General features: G+C 70.4%; 19 protein-coding genes. 11 read left to right on the forward strand and 8 right to left on the reverse strand.

The genetic code is table 11. The features are described 5' to 3' along the window. Positions 1–10 precede the first annotated feature (10 nt). Positions 11–1,468: an NCS2 family permease gene (locus KUM40_RS40010; RefSeq protein WP_217171310.1), complete on the forward strand. Its 1,458-nt coding sequence runs from the start codon at positions 11–13 to the stop codon at positions 1,466–1,468. Positions 1,469–1,484: 16 nt separating this feature from the next. Here KUM40_RS40010 and KUM40_RS40015 read toward each other — a convergent pair whose 3' ends face one another. After that, complete coding sequence (locus tag KUM40_RS40015; RefSeq protein ID WP_031038097.1) at positions 1,485–1,673, reverse strand: hypothetical protein; 189 nt, start codon at positions 1,671–1,673, stop codon at positions 1,485–1,487. Positions 1,674–1,823: 150 nt separating this feature from the next. On the opposite strand from KUM40_RS40015, the gene KUM40_RS40020 reads away from it, so the two are divergent. Beyond that, positions 1,824–2,261, forward strand: coding sequence for a MarR family winged helix-turn-helix transcriptional regulator (locus KUM40_RS40020; RefSeq protein ID WP_217171311.1), 438 nt, complete (start codon positions 1,824–1,826; stop codon positions 2,259–2,261). Between the two features lie 27 nt (positions 2,262–2,288). After that, entirely contained in the window at positions 2,289–3,668 is a 1,380-nt protein-coding gene (locus KUM40_RS40025; RefSeq protein ID WP_217171312.1) for an MFS transporter, read from the forward strand. Positions 3,669–3,680: 12 nt separating this feature from the next. Here KUM40_RS40025 and KUM40_RS40030 read toward each other — a convergent pair whose 3' ends face one another. Next, positions 3,681–4,220 carry a Uma2 family endonuclease gene (locus tag KUM40_RS40030; protein ID WP_217171434.1) on the reverse strand — a complete coding sequence of 180 codons (540 nt, stop codon included), beginning with the start codon at positions 4,218–4,220 and terminating at the stop codon, positions 3,681–3,683. A 96-nt stretch (positions 4,221–4,316) separates the two neighbouring features. On the opposite strand from KUM40_RS40030, the gene thpR reads away from it, so the two are divergent. Further along, complete coding sequence (gene thpR, locus KUM40_RS40035) at positions 4,317–4,889, forward strand: RNA 2',3'-cyclic phosphodiesterase (RefSeq protein ID WP_217171313.1); 573 nt, start codon at positions 4,317–4,319, stop codon at positions 4,887–4,889. A gap of 139 nt (positions 4,890–5,028) precedes the next feature. On the opposite strand, the gene KUM40_RS40040 is transcribed toward thpR, so the two are convergent. The 3 genes from KUM40_RS40040 to KUM40_RS40050 all read right to left on the reverse strand — a co-directional run bounded on the left by KUM40_RS40040 (position 5,029) and on the right by KUM40_RS40050 (position 7,453). Then, positions 5,029–6,021, reverse strand: coding sequence for an aldo/keto reductase (locus KUM40_RS40040; RefSeq protein ID WP_217171314.1), 993 nt, complete (start codon positions 6,019–6,021; stop codon positions 5,029–5,031). Positions 6,022–6,078: 57 nt separating this feature from the next. Next, a complete protein-coding gene (locus KUM40_RS40045; RefSeq protein ID WP_217171315.1) occupies positions 6,079–6,666 on the reverse strand; it encodes a Uma2 family endonuclease in 588 nt (195 codons plus the stop codon). Between the two features lie 106 nt (positions 6,667–6,772). Continuing rightward, positions 6,773–7,453 (reverse strand): GDSL-type esterase/lipase family protein, encoded by a 681-nt coding sequence (locus tag KUM40_RS40050; protein ID WP_217171316.1) that lies wholly within the window; start codon positions 7,451–7,453, stop codon positions 6,773–6,775. A 124-nt stretch (positions 7,454–7,577) separates the two neighbouring features. Here KUM40_RS40050 and KUM40_RS40055 point away from each other — a divergent pair, with 124 nt between their 5' ends. Then, a complete protein-coding gene (locus KUM40_RS40055) occupies positions 7,578–8,567 on the forward strand; it encodes a WD40 repeat domain-containing protein (protein WP_217171435.1) in 990 nt (329 codons plus the stop codon). On the opposite strand, the gene KUM40_RS40060 is transcribed toward KUM40_RS40055, so the two are convergent. After that, positions 8,541–9,329 carry a TetR/AcrR family transcriptional regulator gene (locus KUM40_RS40060; protein WP_217171317.1) on the reverse strand — a complete coding sequence of 263 codons (789 nt, stop codon included), beginning with the start codon at positions 9,327–9,329 and terminating at the stop codon, positions 8,541–8,543. The genes KUM40_RS40055 and KUM40_RS40060 overlap by 27 nt on opposite strands. Positions 9,330–9,438: 109 nt before the next feature. Here KUM40_RS40060 and KUM40_RS40065 point away from each other — a divergent pair, with 109 nt between their 5' ends. The 5 genes from KUM40_RS40065 (at position 9,439) to KUM40_RS40085 (ending at position 13,872) form a co-directional block, all read left to right on the forward strand. Then, positions 9,439–10,440: an ATP-binding cassette domain-containing protein gene (locus KUM40_RS40065; protein WP_217171318.1), complete on the forward strand. Its 1,002-nt coding sequence runs from the start codon at positions 9,439–9,441 to the stop codon at positions 10,438–10,440. Beyond that, positions 10,437–11,291 (forward strand): ABC transporter permease, encoded by an 855-nt coding sequence (locus KUM40_RS40070; protein ID WP_217171319.1) that lies wholly within the window; start codon positions 10,437–10,439, stop codon positions 11,289–11,291. The genes KUM40_RS40065 and KUM40_RS40070 overlap by 4 nt, the downstream gene beginning before the upstream one ends. A 144-nt stretch (positions 11,292–11,435) precedes the next feature. Next, positions 11,436–11,978, forward strand: a complete 543-nt coding sequence (locus tag KUM40_RS40075) for a hypothetical protein (protein WP_217171320.1) — start codon at positions 11,436–11,438, stop codon at positions 11,976–11,978. A 2-nt stretch (positions 11,979–11,980) separates the two neighbouring features. Beyond that, entirely contained in the window at positions 11,981–13,195 is a 1,215-nt protein-coding gene (locus tag KUM40_RS40080; protein WP_217171321.1) for a histidine kinase, read from the forward strand. Continuing rightward, positions 13,192–13,872 carry a response regulator transcription factor gene (locus KUM40_RS40085; RefSeq protein ID WP_217171322.1) on the forward strand — a complete coding sequence of 227 codons (681 nt, stop codon included), beginning with the start codon at positions 13,192–13,194 and terminating at the stop codon, positions 13,870–13,872. Before KUM40_RS40080 ends, KUM40_RS40085 begins: the two co-directional genes overlap by 4 nt. Before the next feature lie 4 nt (positions 13,873–13,876). Here the strand turns inward: KUM40_RS40085 and KUM40_RS40090 are convergent, their stop codons facing one another. Then, on the reverse strand, positions 13,877–14,344 hold the full coding sequence (locus KUM40_RS40090) for a hypothetical protein (RefSeq protein ID WP_217171436.1): 468 nt from the start codon (positions 14,342–14,344) through the stop codon (positions 13,877–13,879). A gap of 76 nt (positions 14,345–14,420) precedes the next feature. Then, positions 14,421–14,654, reverse strand: a complete 234-nt coding sequence (locus tag KUM40_RS40095) for a DUF397 domain-containing protein (RefSeq protein WP_217171323.1) — start codon at positions 14,652–14,654, stop codon at positions 14,421–14,423. Between the two features lie 176 nt (positions 14,655–14,830). On the opposite strand from KUM40_RS40095, the gene KUM40_RS40100 reads away from it, so the two are divergent. After that, positions 14,831–15,595: a DUF6879 family protein gene (locus tag KUM40_RS40100; RefSeq protein WP_217171324.1), complete on the forward strand. Its 765-nt coding sequence runs from the start codon at positions 14,831–14,833 to the stop codon at positions 15,593–15,595. The last annotated feature ends 10 nt before the right edge of the window (positions 15,596–15,605 follow it).

Here is a 15,605-nt window from a genome sequence, read left to right on the forward strand (position 1 = left end):
AGGTCTCCGCATGCCCACCTCGGCCTCCGCCAAGGTTCCCCCGTCCCCCGAGTCGCCGGAAGACCGGCGGCCCCCGCAGAACGGCCTCGACCGCTACTTCAAGATCTCCGAGCGCGGCAGCACCGTGCCCCGCGAGATCCGCGGCGGCTTCGCCACCTTCTTCGCGATGGCCTACATCATCGTGCTGAACCCGATCATCCTGGGCAGCGCGAAGGACATGTACGGCCACCAGCTCGACAACGGTCAACTGGTCACCGCGACCGCGCTGACGGCGGCCTTCACCACGCTCCTGATGGGCGTCATCGGCAACGTTCCGATCGCGCTGGCCGCGGGCCTCGGCGTGAACTCCGTCGTCGCCCTCCAGCTCGCCCCGCGGATGTCCTGGCCGGACGCCATGGGCATGGTGGTGCTGGCCGGTTTCATCGTCATGCTGCTGGTCGCCACCGGCCTGCGTGAGCGCGTGATGAACGCCGTGCCCTACGGCCTGCGCAAGGCCATCTCCATCGGTATCGGCCTGTTCGTCATGATCGTCGGACTCGTCGACTCCGGGTTCGTCACCCGGATCCCCGACGCGGCCGAGACGACCGTGCCGCTCCAGCTCGGCACCGGCGGCCATCTGCACGGCTGGCCGGTGCTGATCTTCGTCCTCGGTGTGCTGCTGACCCTCGCGCTGATCGTCCGCAGGACCCCGGGCGCCATCCTCATCTCGATCGTCGTGATGACCGTGATCGCGCTGATCGTCAACGCCGCCACCGACATCCCGTCCTGGGGTCTGACGACCCCGGAGTGGCCGGGCAACCCCGTCGCCACACCCGACTTCGGGCTGGTGGGAGAGGTCAGCCTGTTCGGCGGGTTCGGCAAGGTCGGCGTCCTGACCGGGGTGCTGTTCGTCTTCACCGTGCTGCTGTCGTGCTTCTTCGACGCGATGGGCACGATCATGGGCGTCAGCGACGAGGCGAAGCTGACCGACGGCGAGGGCCAGATGCCGGGCATCAACAAGGTCCTGTTCGTCGACGGCATCGCGGTCGCCGCGGGCGGTGCCAGTTCCGCCTCGGCCACGACCTGCTTCGTGGAGTCCACGGCGGGCGTCGGCGAGGGCGCCCGCACCGGCTTCGCCAACATCGTCACCGGCGGTCTGTTCGCCCTGGCGCTCTTCCTCACGCCGGTCGCCACCATGGTCCCGTCCCAGGCGGCCACCCCGGCGCTGATCGCGGTCGGCTTCCTGATCCTGGCCGGCTCGATCAGGGAGATCGACTGGTCCGACTTCACGATCGCCATCCCGGCCTTCGTGACGATGCTGATGATGCCGTTCACGTACTCGATCACCAACGGCATCGGCATGGGCTTCATCACCTTCTCGGTGCTGCGCCTTGCGGCCGGGCGGGGCCGCGAGGTCCCGGTGGTGATGCACGTGGTGTCGGTGGTCTTCGCCTTCTACTACCTGATGCCCGCCCTCGGCCTGACGTGAGGCCCGCGGGGCACGCTCAGGTGACCCCGTAGAACCGTTCCGTCTCCTCCACGGCGGACTGGAACCGCTCGTCGAAGTCATCGCGAATGAGCGTCCGGACGACATAGTCCTGGACGCTCATTCCTCTTTTGGCCGCATGATCCCGGAGCCGGTCGAGCAGCTCCCCGTCCATCCGCAGGCTGAGCACGCTGGTCCCCATGGGCACGAGGGTCACCCGCGCCGACCGGGTGATGCTCCGATTTCCGGAAACGACTCACTCGTACGGGTGAACTGTAGGTTTCAGTGGCGGGCGTCACGGGAACGCGGGCGGTTGAGCGGTAGTACTTCGCCAGACTAATGAGTTACGCTAAGGAACATGCCGGACCTCAAGCATGGCGACGACGCCGCCGCCGTGAACTCCCTGCGCTCCGCCGTGATGCGGTTGTCCCGTCGGCTCAAGCACCAGCGCGTCGACGAGTCGCTCAGCCCGACCGAGATGTCGGTACTGGGCACCCTTTCCCTCTGCGGCCGCGCGACCCCGGGCGAGCTGGCCCGCAAGGAACACGTTCAGCCGCCCTCGATGACCCGCATCGTGGCGCTACTGGAGGCCAAGGGCCTGGTCCGGCTCGAGCCGCATCCCGAGGACCGGCGCCAGAAGGTCGTGACGCAGACCGAGCAGGCCGTGGTCATGCTCGACGAGAGCCGACGCAAGCGGAACGCGTTCCTGGCCACGCTGGTCGAGGGGCTCGACGAGGACGAGTGGGCGAAACTGCGAGCCGCCGCCCCCGTGCTGGAGAAGCTCGCACACCGGTAAGCAGTTTTCGCGAGGAGGCGAACCCTTTTGAGTACGGGATCCGGAGCAGCTTCCGCCCCCGCACCTGACGGCAACGACGATCCGACCACCGCTCCGACCACCCCCGGCGCCCCTCGCACGACCAAGACCTCGATGTTCTCCTCCCTGAGGGTCAGGAACTACCGCCTGTTCTTCATCGGCCAGGTCGTCTCCAACATCGGCACCTGGATGCAGCGCATCGCCCAGGACTGGCTGGTGCTCAGCCTCACCGGCTCCTCGGCCGCCGTCGGTATCACCACCGCCCTGCAGTTCCTGCCGATGCTCCTCTTCGGCCTCTACGGCGGCGTCCTCGTCGACCGCCTGCGCAAGCGGCCCACGCTGCTGGTCACCCAGTCCGCGATGGGCCTGACCGCGCTCGCCCTCGCCGTGCTCACCCTGAGCGGCCACGTCCAGGTCTGGCACGTCTACGTCGCCGCCTTCGCCATGGGCCTGGCCACCGTCATGGACAACCCGGCCCGCCAGACCTTCGTCTCCGAGCTGGTCGGCCGCGACCAGCTCGCGAACGCGGTCAGCATGAACTCGGCCAACTTCCAGTCCGCCCGCCTGGTCGGCCCCGCCGTCGCCGGCCTGATGATCACAGGCGTGGGCACCGGTTGGGCGTTCCTCGCCAACGGCCTGTCCTTCGTCGCGCCGCTCAGTTGCCTGCTGCTGATGCGCGCCCGTGAACTGCACGCCGTCGAGCGCGCCCCGCGCGGCAAGGGACAGCTCCGCGAGGGCCTGCACTACGTCGCCGGGCGCCCCGAGCTGATCTGGACGATCACCCTGGTCGGGTTCATCGGCACCTTCGGCTTCAACTTCCCGGTGTTCCTGTCCGCCTTCGCCGACGACGTCTTCCACGCCGGGGCGGGCGCCTACAGCCTCTTCAACACCCTGATGGCCGTCGGCTCCCTCGCCGGCGCCCTGCTGGCCGCCCGGCGCGGCACGGCACGCCTGCGCGTACTGATCGCGGCGGCCCTCGGCTTCGGCGCCCTGGAGATCGTGGCGTCGACGGCACCCGAGCTGTGGCTCTTCGCGCTGCTGATGGTCCCGATCGGCGTCTTCAGCATGACGGTCAACGTCACCGCCAACACCAGCATCCAGATGTCCACCGACCCGGCCATGCGGGGCCGCGTGATGGCCCTGTACATGATGGTCTTCCTCGGCGGCTCCCCGGTCGGCGCCCCGATCGTCGGCTGGGTCACCGACACCTACGGCGCCCGGGCCGGCTTCGCCGCGGGCGGCGCGGTGGCCGCCACCGCCGCGCTCGTCATCGGCCTGATCCTGGCCCGCGTCGGCAACCTGCGCGTGTCGGTCGGCTGGCACCGCGGCTACCCGCAGGTCCGCTTCGTGCCGCGGGAGCGTCGGGAGGCGCTGGCACCGGCGGCGTAGGCCGGTGCCCGGTCAGTCGCGGGGGAAGTCGTCGGTCGTGAGGGTGAGGCCGACGGCGGTGCCGGTCAGATCGATGTCCTCGCCGAAGCCGAAGCTCACGGCGCTGTGGTACTTGCCGTCCTTGGGGATGGTGTGGAGGTGCCACTCGCCGGTGTACGGGTCGACGATCAGGTACACCGGGACGCCGGCGGCGGCATAGGCGTCCTTCTTGGGGCCGTAGTCGTTGGAGGCGGTTTCACGGGTGATCACTTCGGCGACGAACTCGGCGTCGCGGCCGGTGTCCGGGCCATCGGCCAGGGCCACCACGTCCGGAGCGAACCCGTTGAGCCGCCCCGGACAGTCCATGCGCACGTCGGACCGCAGGCGTTTGTGCGGGTATGCGGCGCGGAGCTGTCCGAGGATGTTGATGGTGATGTCCCATGAGGTGTTCCGCTGCGGCCACAGAAAGACATGGCCGCCGACGATCTCCGACTTGTAACCCTCAGGGACGGGGAGCTTCTCCAGCCGCTCGAACATCTCGTCGAGGGTGAGTTCGTTGCCGCTGTCGATCATGTCTGTCATGTCTGTCGTGCCTCTCCGGACGCGTACAACCGCGCGGTACAACGACTTCTGGTGCGCCGGGGTCATGCCCGGGCAGACTGTGGCTCCATGAGATTGTTCGCCGCCGTGCTGCCCCCCGAGGACGTCACCGTCGGCCTCGCCGCAGAGGTGGCCGCGTTGCGGAGGCTGCCCGGCGCGGACGGGCTGCGCTGGACCGGTCGTCCGGGGTGGCACCTCACCCTCGCCTTCTACGGCGAGGTCGACGACGACGTCGTACCGGACCTGTCGGCCCGCCTGGACCGGGCGGCCCACCGCACCGCGCCCTTCGACCTGGCGCTGCACGGCGGCGGCCAGTTCGGGCGCGGCCGGGCGCTGTGGGCGGGTGCCGAGGGCGGCCTGGCGACCCTGCGGCTGCTCGCCGACCGCGCGGAGTCGGCGGGGCGCAAGGCGGGCGTCGAGATGGGGGAGCACCGGCGCTACAAGCCCCACCTGACCCTGGCCCGCAGCAGGGAGGCGCACGACGTACGGCCCTACGTCGAGGCGCTGGCGGGCTTCGCCGGCGCCACCTGGACCGTGACGGAGCTGGCGCTGGTGCGCAGCCACCTGCCGGACTCCGGCGTGCCGGGCGAGCAGCCCCGTTACGAGACGGTCGCCCGCAGCCCGCTCGGCGCCTCCGGTTAGGCTCGGGGGCGTGGACCCGAAGACCCGTAACCGGATCATGGCCGGTGTGCTCGTGCTGATGCTCGTCGTGGTGGCGATGGCGGCGGCCCTCGGCTGACCGGCCGGTGGGCGGCCGGTCAGCCGAGGGCCGCTCACCGTGCTACCAGGCGAACGCCTCCGGCGACGGCCCCGGCCCCGGGAAGATCTCGTCGAGCCCGGCCAGCAGCTCGTCCGACAGCTCCAGCTCCACGGCCCGCAGCGCCGACGCGAGCTGCTCGGCGGTGCGCGGGCCCACGATCGGGCCGGTCACGCCCGGCCGGGTCAGCAGCCACGCCAGCGCGGCCTCGCCGGGCTCGACGCCGTGCTTGTCGAGCAGGTCCTCGTAGGCCTGGATCCGCGCCCGGCCCGCGGGGTCGGCCAGGGTGTCGGCCGCCCGCCCGGAGGCGCGTCGCCCACCCTGGACCTCCTTCCGGATGACCCCGCCGAGCAGCCCGCCGTGCAGCGGCGACCACGGGATGACGCCCAGGCCGTACTCCTGCGCGGCCGGGATCACCTCCATCTCGGCCCGGCGCTCTGCCAGGTTGTACAGGCACTGCTCGCTGACCAGACCGATGGTCCCGCCGCGCCGGGCGGCGGTCTCGTTGGCCTGCGCGATCTTGTATCCGGGGAAGTTCGAGGACCCGGCGTAGAGCACCTTGCCCTGCTGGACCAGGGTGTCGATGGCCTGCCAGATCTCGTCGAACCCGGTGGAGCGGTCGATGTGGTGGAACTGGTACAGGTCGATGTGGTCGGTCCGCAGCCGCTTGAGGCTGGCGTCGACCGCACGCCGGATGTTCACGGCGGACAGCTTGTCGTGGTTGGGCCACGCCTCGCCGTCGGCGCCCATGTTGCCGTACACCTTGGTGGCGATGACGGTCTTGTCACGCCGGTCGCCGCCCTTGGCGAACCAGTTGCCGACGATCTCCTCGGTACGGCCCTTGTTCTCGCCCCAGCCGTACACATTGGCGGTGTCGAAGAGGTTGATGCCGGCGTCCAGCGCCGCGTCCATGATCGCGTGGCTGTCGGCCTCGTCGGTCTGCGGACCGAAGTTCATCGTCCCGAGGACGAGCCGGCTGACTTTGAGTCCTGTGCGTCCAAGCTGCGTGTACTTCATGGTCCCCAAGCCAACGACTTGGAGTGCGCTCCAGGCAAGCGGGGGCGGGGCGGGTGGTCAGTCGCGGGGGAAGGTGTCGGTCCTGAGGGTGAGGCCGAGGACGGTGTCGTTGAGGTCCAGCTCCTGCCCGAAGGCGACCCTGGTCTCGGTCGTGTAGTCGCCGTTCTTGGGGTGCGTGAAGATGTGGCAGCGGCCCTGGTACGGGTCGGCGATGAGGTAGAGGGGGACCTCGGCTTCGGCGTACGCGAGCTTCTTGGGGCCGTAGTCGTTGGCGGCGGTGCCCTGGGAGATGACCTCGGCCACGAATTCGACGTCCTGGTGGCGCCAGTGGCCCGTTTCGTCCTTCGCCGCGCCGTCGCGGAGCTTGGCCACGTCGGGGCAGAAGCCGTTCTTGGGTCCCGGGAAGTCGATGCGGACGTCCGAGAAGAGCTCGACGTCCATGCCGAAGCGGTCTTCGATGGATCGTTCGACAAGGCGGATGATTTTGTGGTGGGTGTCGCGCTGCGGTGTCATGTGGACGTTGCCCCCGACGATCTCGACCCTGAATCCTTCGGGGACGGGCATCCGCTCCAGCCGCTCGAACCACTCGTCCAAGCGTTCAGTGTCGACGTCGGCCATGGCGATCCTGTCGTCTACGACGGTCATCGTGGCGATCCTCCCCGGCTGACTCAACGCCGAGTACAGCCGCGCGGTACAACGATACGCACGGCGACCAGGACACGGGAGGGCGCGCATATGCCAGAGGCGTGGCCTACGAGGAGGCGGAGTAGGGCCCGCCGAGCCCCCACACCCCGTCCATCGCGTCCGCGAACGCCTCCGCGACCTTGTGTTCGCCGCTCTCGTTGGGATGCGTGCCGTCGTAGGTGTCCGCGTGGACGTCGTACGACGCAGGTGGCGGGACGAGCAGCAGCGGGGAGCGCGGGTCGTCGAGGTCGGCGAGGGTCTTCGCGAGGAGTTCGTTGAAGTGGGCGACCTGTTCGGCGAAGGTCTCGTCGGCCTCCACCCGGATGTTGTGGAGCACCGGCATCACCGCCACGCGCACACGCGGGTTCGCCGACCGTGCTTCGGCCACGAAGGCGCGGACGTTGTCGGCGGTCTGCTCCGCGTTCGTGTAGAAGCCGAGGTCGATGAGGCCCAGGGAGACCAGGAGCACGTCCGCGCGGCAGGACCGTACCGTTTCGCCGATCAGCGGGGCCATGTGGTGCCAGCCCTCGCCCCAGCCCGCCAGGTGGGCGCGGGGGAAGTCGGGATCGGCGTAGGCGTACGAGGTGGGGGCGTCCGTCACCTGGTCGTGGAGGGTCTCGCGCGGGCCGACGAACGTGAAGGGGCGGCCGTAGGAGTCGCGCAGGTGCTGCCACAGCCGGTAGCGCCACGTGTGTTCGCCGGCACTCCCGATCGTCATGGAGTCACCGACGAACATGAACCTGAGCATCCGCTCATCATGGACGATCGGCCCGGCCGGCGCGATGTGAGCCCGACCACGCAGGGTGAGCGGCAGAGTGACCGACAGGGTGACCGCCGACCTGAACGCCCGCGCGGGATGGCAGGCTTGGCGCATGCGCCGACCCTTCGCCCTCCTCGCCTCGGCCCTTCTCGTGGGCGCGTTCGCCGTGCCCGCCTCGGCGGCGGACGGAGACGACGGGCCCGCCGGGAGCGACGGGTTCACGATCAAGGACCCGCGCATCACCGAGTCCAGCGGCCTCGCCGCCTCCCGCCTGCACCCCGGCATCTACTGGACGCACAACGACCAGGACAACGGGCCGTACCTCTACGCCGTGGACGGCGCCACCGGCAAGACCGTCGCCCGCGTCGCACTCTCCGGCGTCGGCACGCCCCGCGACGTCGAGGCGATCGCCGTCGGACCGGGCAACAAGATCTTCGTCGGCGACATCGGGGACAACCTCGGCGGCACCTGGCCGTACGTGTGGATCTACGAGCTGCCCGAGCCGAAGGAACTCAAGGACCAGACGGTCAAGGCGACGCAGTACGTCGTGAAGTACGCGGACGGGGCCCGCGACGCCGAGTCGATGGTGGTCCACCCGAAGACCGGCCGGGTCTACCTCATCGACAAGAACGAGGACGGCGGACATCTCTACGAGGGCCCGGCGAAGCTCTCCGCCTCCGGCACCAACGTCTTCCGGCCCACCGTCCCCGTCGACCTGTGGACCACGGACGCCGCGTTCTCCCCGGACGGGAAGCAGCTCGCCGTACGCGGCTACCTCGGGGGCATCTGGTACGACTGGAACGGCGGGAAGATCCAGCGCAAGGGGCGGATCAGCGTGCCCCTGGGGCAGGGCGAGTCCGTCACCTACACCACCGACGGCAAGAAGCTGCTGCTCGGCATGGAGGGCGCCGACAGCCCCGTGAAGGCCGAGGACGCGCCTGGGGAGGACGGCGGGTCGGGTGGCGGCGGGGGCGGATCCGACGCGTCGGGTTCCGACGGGTCCGACGGCCTGGGCGGGGACACGCTCAAGGTAGGGGCGGGCGGTCTGCTGGTCGCGCTCGTCGCCCTGTTCGGGCTACGCCGGCTGTTCCGGCGACGCTGACTCGTCGGCCGCACGGCGCGCGGCCACGACGGCCTCGAGACCGTCCAGGATGCGCTGGAGCCCGAACTCGAAGTGGTCGAAGCCGGTGCCGAAGGCGTCCTCGGAGAGGGAAGCCAGGACCGGGTAGCGCCCGCTCGTCATGGCCTTCACCAGCACCGGCTCCTGCGCCGCCCAGAACTGCGCGTCCGTCAGGCCGGAGGTGCGTTCGGCCTCCTCCTGGTACACCTGCGTGCGGGCGGCCCCGACGACGTATCCGTCGACCATGATGATCGCCGAGATCAGCTCGGGGTCGGTCAGGCCCATGGGCTTGATCCGGGTGAGTACCTTCTCCATCCCGTCCAGGGCGGCCGGGCCGAGGATCGGGCGGGACTGGTTGACCCCCAGCAGCCAGGTGTGGCGGCGGTAGAGGGCGAGCGTGGCGTGGCCGAGCGCGTGGAGTGCCGAGCGCCAGTCGCCGTCACCGAGGTCGCCGGGGTCCTCGGACGGCCGCTGCACGCGGTCCAGCATCAGGTCGATCAGCTCGCCCTTGCCGGGGACGTAGCGGTACAGGGACATCGTGCCGGTGCCCAGCTCGGTGGCGATCCTGCGCATCGAGACCGCGCCGAGCCCGTCCCGGTCCGCGACCTCGACGGCGGCCTCCACGATCCGCTCCAGCGTCAGGCCCGGCCTGGGACCCCGGCGGGGCCGCCGGCCGGTGTCCCACAACAGGTCGAGGGTGCGGTCGATGTCGCCGCTGCCACTGGTCTCCGTACCGCTTGCCATGGGGTCAGTCTAGGTCCGCGCCCAAAAACTGGGTACGGTGTACGCGTAATCGGGTACGGTGTACTCAGTTAGGAAGTGGGAGCAGGAGCAGGGAATGAGAGGGGGACCCATGAGCGAGCGACACGCGGTACGGGCCGAAGGCCTGGAGAAGCGGTACGGCGAGAAGCGCGCCCTCGACGGCTTCGACCTGGCCGTCCGCGAGGGCACCGTGCACGGCCTGCTCGGGCCGAACGGCGCCGGCAAGACCACGGCCGTGCGCATCCTGTCCACGCTGATCCGGCTGGACGGCGGGCGGGCCGAGGTGGCCGGCCTGGACGTCGCCCGGCAGGCGCGCGAGGTGCGGGCGCGGATCGGCCTCACCGGTCAGTACGCGGCCGTGGACGAGGTGCTCACCGGCCGGCAGAACCTGGAGATGTTCGGGCGCCTGTTCCACCTGGGCGGCAGGCGGGCCCGCGCGCGGGCGGTCGAGCTGCTGGACCAGTTCGACCTGACCGACGCCGCCGACCAGGGCGTCGCCAAGTACAGCGGCGGCATGCGGCGGCGCCTGGACCTCGCCGCGTCGATGATCCTCGCCCCGTCCGTCCTCTTCCTGGACGAGCCGACGACGGGCCTGGACCCGCGCAGCCGCGGCGAGGTCTGGGACTCGGTGCGCGCGCTGGTGGCGTGCGGCACGACGGTCCTGCTGACCACGCAGTACCTGGAGGAGGCCGACAAGCTGGCCGCCCGCATCACCGTCATCGACCAGGGCCGGGCCATCGCCGACGACACCCCGGACGGGTTGAAGAACCTGGTCGGCGGCGACCGGATCGAGGTCGTGGTCGCCGACCGGGCCGAGATCCCGAGGGTGGTGAAGACGGTCGCCCGGGTCTGCGAGGGCGAACCCGAGGCCGACGAGGAGGCGCTGCGGGTGCACGCCCCGGTCACCGACCGGGTGTCCGCGCTGACCGAGGTGGCGCGCACCCTCCAGGACGAGGGCGTCACGGTGGAGGACATCGGGCTGCGCAGGCCGAGCCTCGACGACGTGTTCCTGCGCCTGACCGGCCACCGTACGAGTGCGAAGACGAAGGAGAGGGAGCAGGAGACGGAGAAGGAGGCGGTGGTGGCGGCATGAGCGCTCTCGACCCCGACGTAGACCTCGACCTCGACGCCGACGCGGCGACTGCCCCGGCCGAGCACGGCCGCCTCTACTGGCTGCTCGCCGACTGCGGCAACATCGTCCGCCGCGGCCTGACCCACTACCAGCGCCAGCCCGTCAACATCGCCTGGCAACTCGGCTTCCCGATCCTCTCCGTCCTCCTCTACGGCTACGTCTTCGGCAGCGCGATGACGGTGCCCGGTGGCGGGGACTACAAGGACTTCCTGATGCCGGGCATGTTCGTGATGACCATGGCGTTCGGCTTCATCAACACCGCGACCGTCGTCGTCTACGACTCCACCAAGGGCGTCATCGACCGGTTCCGCTCCATGCCGATGTCCCCCTCGGCGGTGGTCGCCGGACGCGGCGTGACCGATCTCGTGGTCGCCTGCGCCGAGTTGACGATCCTCATGCTGACGGCGCTGGCCATGGGCTGGCGCCCCGACGGCGGCTGGGGCTTCCTGGCCGCGTTCGGGCTGCTGCTGTGGCTGCGGTTCGCGCTGATCTGGCTCGGCGTGTGGCTCGGCCTGCTGGTCCCCAACCCGGAGGCGGCGGGCGGCCTGTTCGCGGTGGCGTTCCCGCTGACGATGATCTCCAGCATCTTCGTCGCCCCGCAGCTCATGCCCGACTGGCTGGGCTGGGTGGCCGCCTGGAACCCCATCTCGTCCACGGCGGCGGCCGCCCGCGAACTGTTCGGCACGCCGGTCGGCGGCGGCGACTCGTGGGTCGAGCAGCACGCTCTGCTGATGGCGGCCGCGTGGCCGGTGGTGCTGACGGCGATCTTCCTGCCGCTGGCGGTACGGCGCTTCCAGCGGCTGAGCCGGTAGGACCGTTCCGGGACGACCGGATGGAACCGGGGGTGGAACCGGGGGTGGAGCCGTGGGTGGAGGCCGAGTCGGCGGCGGAACTCCACCCCCGGTTCCACCCATGGGTCCAGGTGCCGCGGGCCTGGTCAGAGCAGTCTTGAGGGCATGACAACGACTGAGTGGATCACCGACATCGCCCTCGTTCTCGTCGTCTTCCGGCAGTTGCGGGAAGGCCGGCTCGACCGCAAGACCTTCCTGATCCCGCTGGGGATCGTCGCCTTCGTGGCGTACTCGTACCTGGACTCCGTCCCGACCGCGGGCAACGACCTGGTGCTGATCGCGGCCCTGATGGCCGTGGGCGCCGTGCTCGGCGTCGCGGGCGGCGTCTACACCCGGATCAGGGCGCTCGACGGGCACCTCATGATCAAGGCCGGCGCCGTGTCGGCGATCCTGTGGGTGCTGGGCATGGGCGCCCGTATGGGCTTCCAGGTCTGGGTCGAGCACGGCAGCGGCGCCGACGACGTCGCCCGGTTCAGCATCGCGCACCACATCACGAGCGACCAGGCCTGGGTGACGGCGTTCGTGCTGATGGCGGTCACCGAGGTGGTGACGCGGGTGGGCACGATCTACCTGCGCAGCCGCGCCAGGGCCAGGGCCGAGGGCCTGGCAGTGGCTCCCGCCGTGCCCGCCCTCGACCGTACGGCCTGACCGTGCGCTATGTTCGGCCGGTGCCCGCCGCCACCGAGAACCCTCCGTCCCCGAGCCCGGGGGCGGGGGCGCCGCCCGTTCGGCGGCCGGTCCCCGGTCAGGACCCGCGTGTGCAGTGGGGCCTGAGCCTCGCGGTCGTCGCCGCAGGAGCCCTGACGATCCGGCCCATGGGGTTCAGCGGCCAGGGCCTGGCGGTCGTCGCCCTCTTCGCGCTCAACTCCGCGGCACTGCTGGCCCGGGGCTTGCCCGAGCACCGGGTGCCCCCGCGCTTCGCGCTCCTCTGGCTCACGATCGGCGTCCTCGCGGCGGCCGCGCTGATCGGGGTCAGCGGCAGCGGCGCGAGCTACCTGTTCGCCTTCTTCCTCGCCGGGCACATCGGCTACCGCCTCGAAACCCGGCGGGCTCTCACGCTCGCGGCGACGTGCTCCCTGCTCAGCGGCGGTGTCCTGTACTTCGACCTGGGACCGGGGGACCCGGAGCTGCCCTGGGGGCTCGGTCTCGCCACCGGCCTCCCGGTCGTCGTCGGCATCATCAACCGCAGCCAGCGCCGGGCCGTACGGTCGGCGATCTCGGCCGCCGAGTCGGCGGAACGCGCGGCCCGCGCGGAGGCTCGGACCGCGGTGCTGACCGAGCGCGGCCGGATCGCCCGGGACGTGCACGACGTCCTCGCGCACTCCCTCGCCGGGATCAACATGCAGTTGGAACTGGCCGACGCCCTGCTCGACACCGGTGACCTGGAGAAGGTCCGGGAGGCCAACGACAAGGCCCACGGCCTGGTCAAGGAGAGCCTGAAGCAGGCGCAGTGGACCGTGCACGCGCTGCGGGAGGACGCACTGCCGCTGCTGGAGAGCCTGACCGCGATGACCGAGTCGTCGGGCCACCACGACGCCCTCACGGTCCGTGGCACCGTCCGGGAGGCACCGGCCCAGGTGACGCAGAACCTGCTGAGGATCGCTCAGGAGGCCCTGACCAACGCGGCCCGGCACGCTCCCGGCGGAAAGGTCGAGGTGGAGCTGACGTTCGCCGCGTCGTCGATCACACTGAGGATCCGCAACCGGCCCGCCACCCGTGCGGTGACCCCGGGCGTCGGCAGCGGAATGGGGCTGATCGGCATGCGCGAGCGCGTCGCCCTGCTGGGCGGGAGCGTCAGCGCGGGGCCGGTCACCGAGGGGCAGGACCAGGGCGGCTGGCTGGTGGAAGCGGTGATACCAGGATGAGTGAACAGATCGAGAATCAGGCGCGTTTGAGGGTGATCGTCGCCGACGACCAGGCGGCCGTACGGGAGCCGCTCGCGGCGGTGCTTGGCCTGGCCGAGGACATCGACGTCGTAGCGGCGGCCGCGGACGGCACCGAGGTCCTGGCGGCGGTGGCCGCCGGGCCGGTCGACGTGGTGCTGATGGACCTGCGCATGCCTGTGCTGGACGGCATCGAGACGACCCGCCGCCTCACCGAGGAGCACCCGGAGGTCGCGGTGGTCGTCCTGACCACCTTCGCCGACGACGAGTCGATCCTGGGCGCGCTCGGCGCGGGAGCCCGCGGCTACCTGACCAAGAACGCGGGACGCCAGGACATCACCCGGGCGATCCGGGCCGCCGGCGCGGGCCAGTCCGTACTCGACCGCGAGGTCCAGAACCGCTTGCTCGCCACGGCCAGGACGAAGGCGGCGCCCGCCCCGGGCGAGGCGGCCCGGCAGCCCCTGCCGGACGACCTCACACCCCGCGAACGCGAGGTCCTCACCCTGATCGGCCAGGGCCTGTCCAACCGGGGCATCGCCGAGAAGCTCTTCATCAGCGAGGCCACGGTCAAGACCCACATCAACAACCTGTTCGCCAAGGCCCACATCCGCGACCGCGCCGACGCCGTCCGGCGTGCCATCGGGGCGGGGCTGGCCTGACGCCTCAGAGTCCGGGGCATGGCAGGGCGCGGGACTCGTCCGTCGAGGAGCAGGTCACCAGGGCGAGGGAGAGATACGCGGGGCGTTCGAGGTAGTAGCCGAGCGATACGTCCCCGCCCCACCCGAGGCGTGCTTCCGCCGAGGCGACGAGGGTGTCGGGCCGGAGGGTCTCACGCTGGGCGTCGGACATGAAGCGGGGCGCGTACTCGGTCAGTCGGTCGCGGAGCCATGCCGCGGCGTCGCTCGCCTCCGGCCAGGTACCGCGCACCTGGGCGCGCGGCTTGCGCAACCAGTTCCGCGTTTCCAACGGGGGCAGGTCGCAGGTCGGGAACTCGGCGGCGACCTCGCGATACCGCTGGACCAGCTCCGGCCGGCTTCCGACGGGCGGCGGCTCGGGATGTGGCGGGCGCCGCAGGGCTTCTTCGTCGAAGCGGTGTTTGGGGCCGACCCAGAGGTAGCCGTGGTGATGCAGGTGATGCACCGGCGGTCCTTCGGTTCTTCGGACCCCCTTCCCGGCCGGAGCCGGGAAGGGGGTGCGGGACGGCGATTCAGAGGGCCAGACCGAACCGGGTCGGGTCGATCCCGGCCACGCTCAGCTCCTCGGTGCTGAACCGCAGGGGCTCGGCGTCCGGCCGCTTGCTGTCGCCGAGGGCCCAGGCGTCGTCGCCGATGCGGGCGAGAGTCACGCAGGACTCGCCGTCGGGGTGGGTGTTGCCGCCGCACGCCGTCGCGAACGAGGCGTCGGAGAGGTCGAGTCGGTACAGGTCGTTTCGGTGCGGCATCGCTGTCCCTTCCTGGTCGGTGTGGCTTCGGGATGACCGTAGGGAGGGGGAGGGAAGCAGTGAGGAGAATATTCCTCCTTATTCTCGTGTCGTCACTCTGAATGCATAGACATTCACGCAGAGGTACCACCATGCTGAGTGCGCAACATCGTTTAGACCCAAGGGGGTTGGTGCGTATGACGCGCAGGTTGCGGTTCAACGGGACGGGGAGCAACGGTGGCGGATGCCCGTCCGTACATGAGGACGTGGACAGCGGCGAGGTGATCGTGCACGGACCTCCGCTCGGTCAGGAGGATGTCGCCCAACTGCAGCACCTTTCGGAGGGCGAGGTCGCCGTGGTGGTGCCGCGCGACCTGTTGGTGGACTGGACTCCGAAGGAGCGGACTCGGCAGGTACGGACGATCGATCTCGACGAGTTCGCCGGCCTGTTCGGCAAGTTCGAGCACACCGCATGGCGCCTGGAGACGCGGCGGCGGTACGCGAGCGACGAGGACGGCGACTCCTGGAAGCAGTTCATGGAGGCCGGACGAGTCGCGGAGGACTGGTCCAAGGGCGATTCGGTCAGTGCCTTTCGCAAGACGATCCAGGCCCAGACGGCACTCGGAAAGCGCATCGAGCGGGTGCGGCTGGTGGATGTGCCGCCCACCACTGGTCAGCGCTACCTGTTGGAGCACGCACGGTGGAACATCGAGTCGGGCGAGGACATCCGCAACATGCGGCGCGCCGACGCGGACCGGCTCCGGCTCCCCGCCGAGGACTTCTGGCTCTTCGACAGCCGCCTCGTCGCGCTCCTGTGCTTCGATGACGACGATCAGCTCACACACGTGGATCTGATCACCGAGCCCGCAGAGGTGGTGCGCTGCTGCATGCTGCGGGACGCCGCCTGGCACCACGCCGTACCGTGGAAGCAATTCATGGCGGAGATGCGCAGCGAGATGTAGGGGCAAGAGC

Source organism: Streptomyces sp. AC512_CC834, from assembly GCF_019049325.1.
Taxonomy (GTDB): domain Bacteria; phylum Actinomycetota; class Actinomycetes; order Streptomycetales; family Streptomycetaceae; genus Streptomyces.

Coding starts and splice junctions, on each gene's coding strand:
- KUM40_RS40010 (WP_217171310.1), top strand. CDS start 11: ATGCCCACCTCGGCCTCCGCCAAGGTTCCCCCGTCCCCCGAGTCGCCG.
- KUM40_RS40020 (WP_217171311.1), top strand. CDS start 1,824: ATGCCGGACCTCAAGCATGGCGACGACGCCGCCGCCGTGAACTCCCTG.
- KUM40_RS40030 (WP_217171434.1), bottom strand. CDS start 4,220: ATGATCGACAGCGGCAACGAACTCACCCTCGACGAGATGTTCGAGCGG.
- thpR (WP_217171313.1), top strand. CDS start 4,317: ATGAGATTGTTCGCCGCCGTGCTGCCCCCCGAGGACGTCACCGTCGGC.
- KUM40_RS40040 (WP_217171314.1), bottom strand. CDS start 6,021: ATGAAGTACACGCAGCTTGGACGCACAGGACTCAAAGTCAGCCGGCTC.
- KUM40_RS40045 (WP_217171315.1), bottom strand. CDS start 6,666: ATGACCGTCGTAGACGACAGGATCGCCATGGCCGACGTCGACACTGAA.
- KUM40_RS40050 (WP_217171316.1), bottom strand. CDS start 7,453: ATGCTCAGGTTCATGTTCGTCGGTGACTCCATGACGATCGGGAGTGCC.
- KUM40_RS40055 (WP_217171435.1), top strand. CDS start 7,578: ATGCGCCGACCCTTCGCCCTCCTCGCCTCGGCCCTTCTCGTGGGCGCG.
- KUM40_RS40060 (WP_217171317.1), bottom strand. CDS start 9,329: ATGGCAAGCGGTACGGAGACCAGTGGCAGCGGCGACATCGACCGCACC.
- KUM40_RS40065 (WP_217171318.1), top strand. CDS start 9,439: ATGAGCGAGCGACACGCGGTACGGGCCGAAGGCCTGGAGAAGCGGTAC.
- KUM40_RS40070 (WP_217171319.1), top strand. CDS start 10,437: ATGAGCGCTCTCGACCCCGACGTAGACCTCGACCTCGACGCCGACGCG.
- KUM40_RS40075 (WP_217171320.1), top strand. CDS start 11,436: ATGACAACGACTGAGTGGATCACCGACATCGCCCTCGTTCTCGTCGTC.
- KUM40_RS40085 (WP_217171322.1), top strand. CDS start 13,192: ATGAGTGAACAGATCGAGAATCAGGCGCGTTTGAGGGTGATCGTCGCC.
- KUM40_RS40095 (WP_217171323.1), bottom strand. CDS start 14,654: ATGCCGCACCGAAACGACCTGTACCGACTCGACCTCTCCGACGCCTCG.
- KUM40_RS40100 (WP_217171324.1), top strand. CDS start 14,831: ATGACGCGCAGGTTGCGGTTCAACGGGACGGGGAGCAACGGTGGCGGA.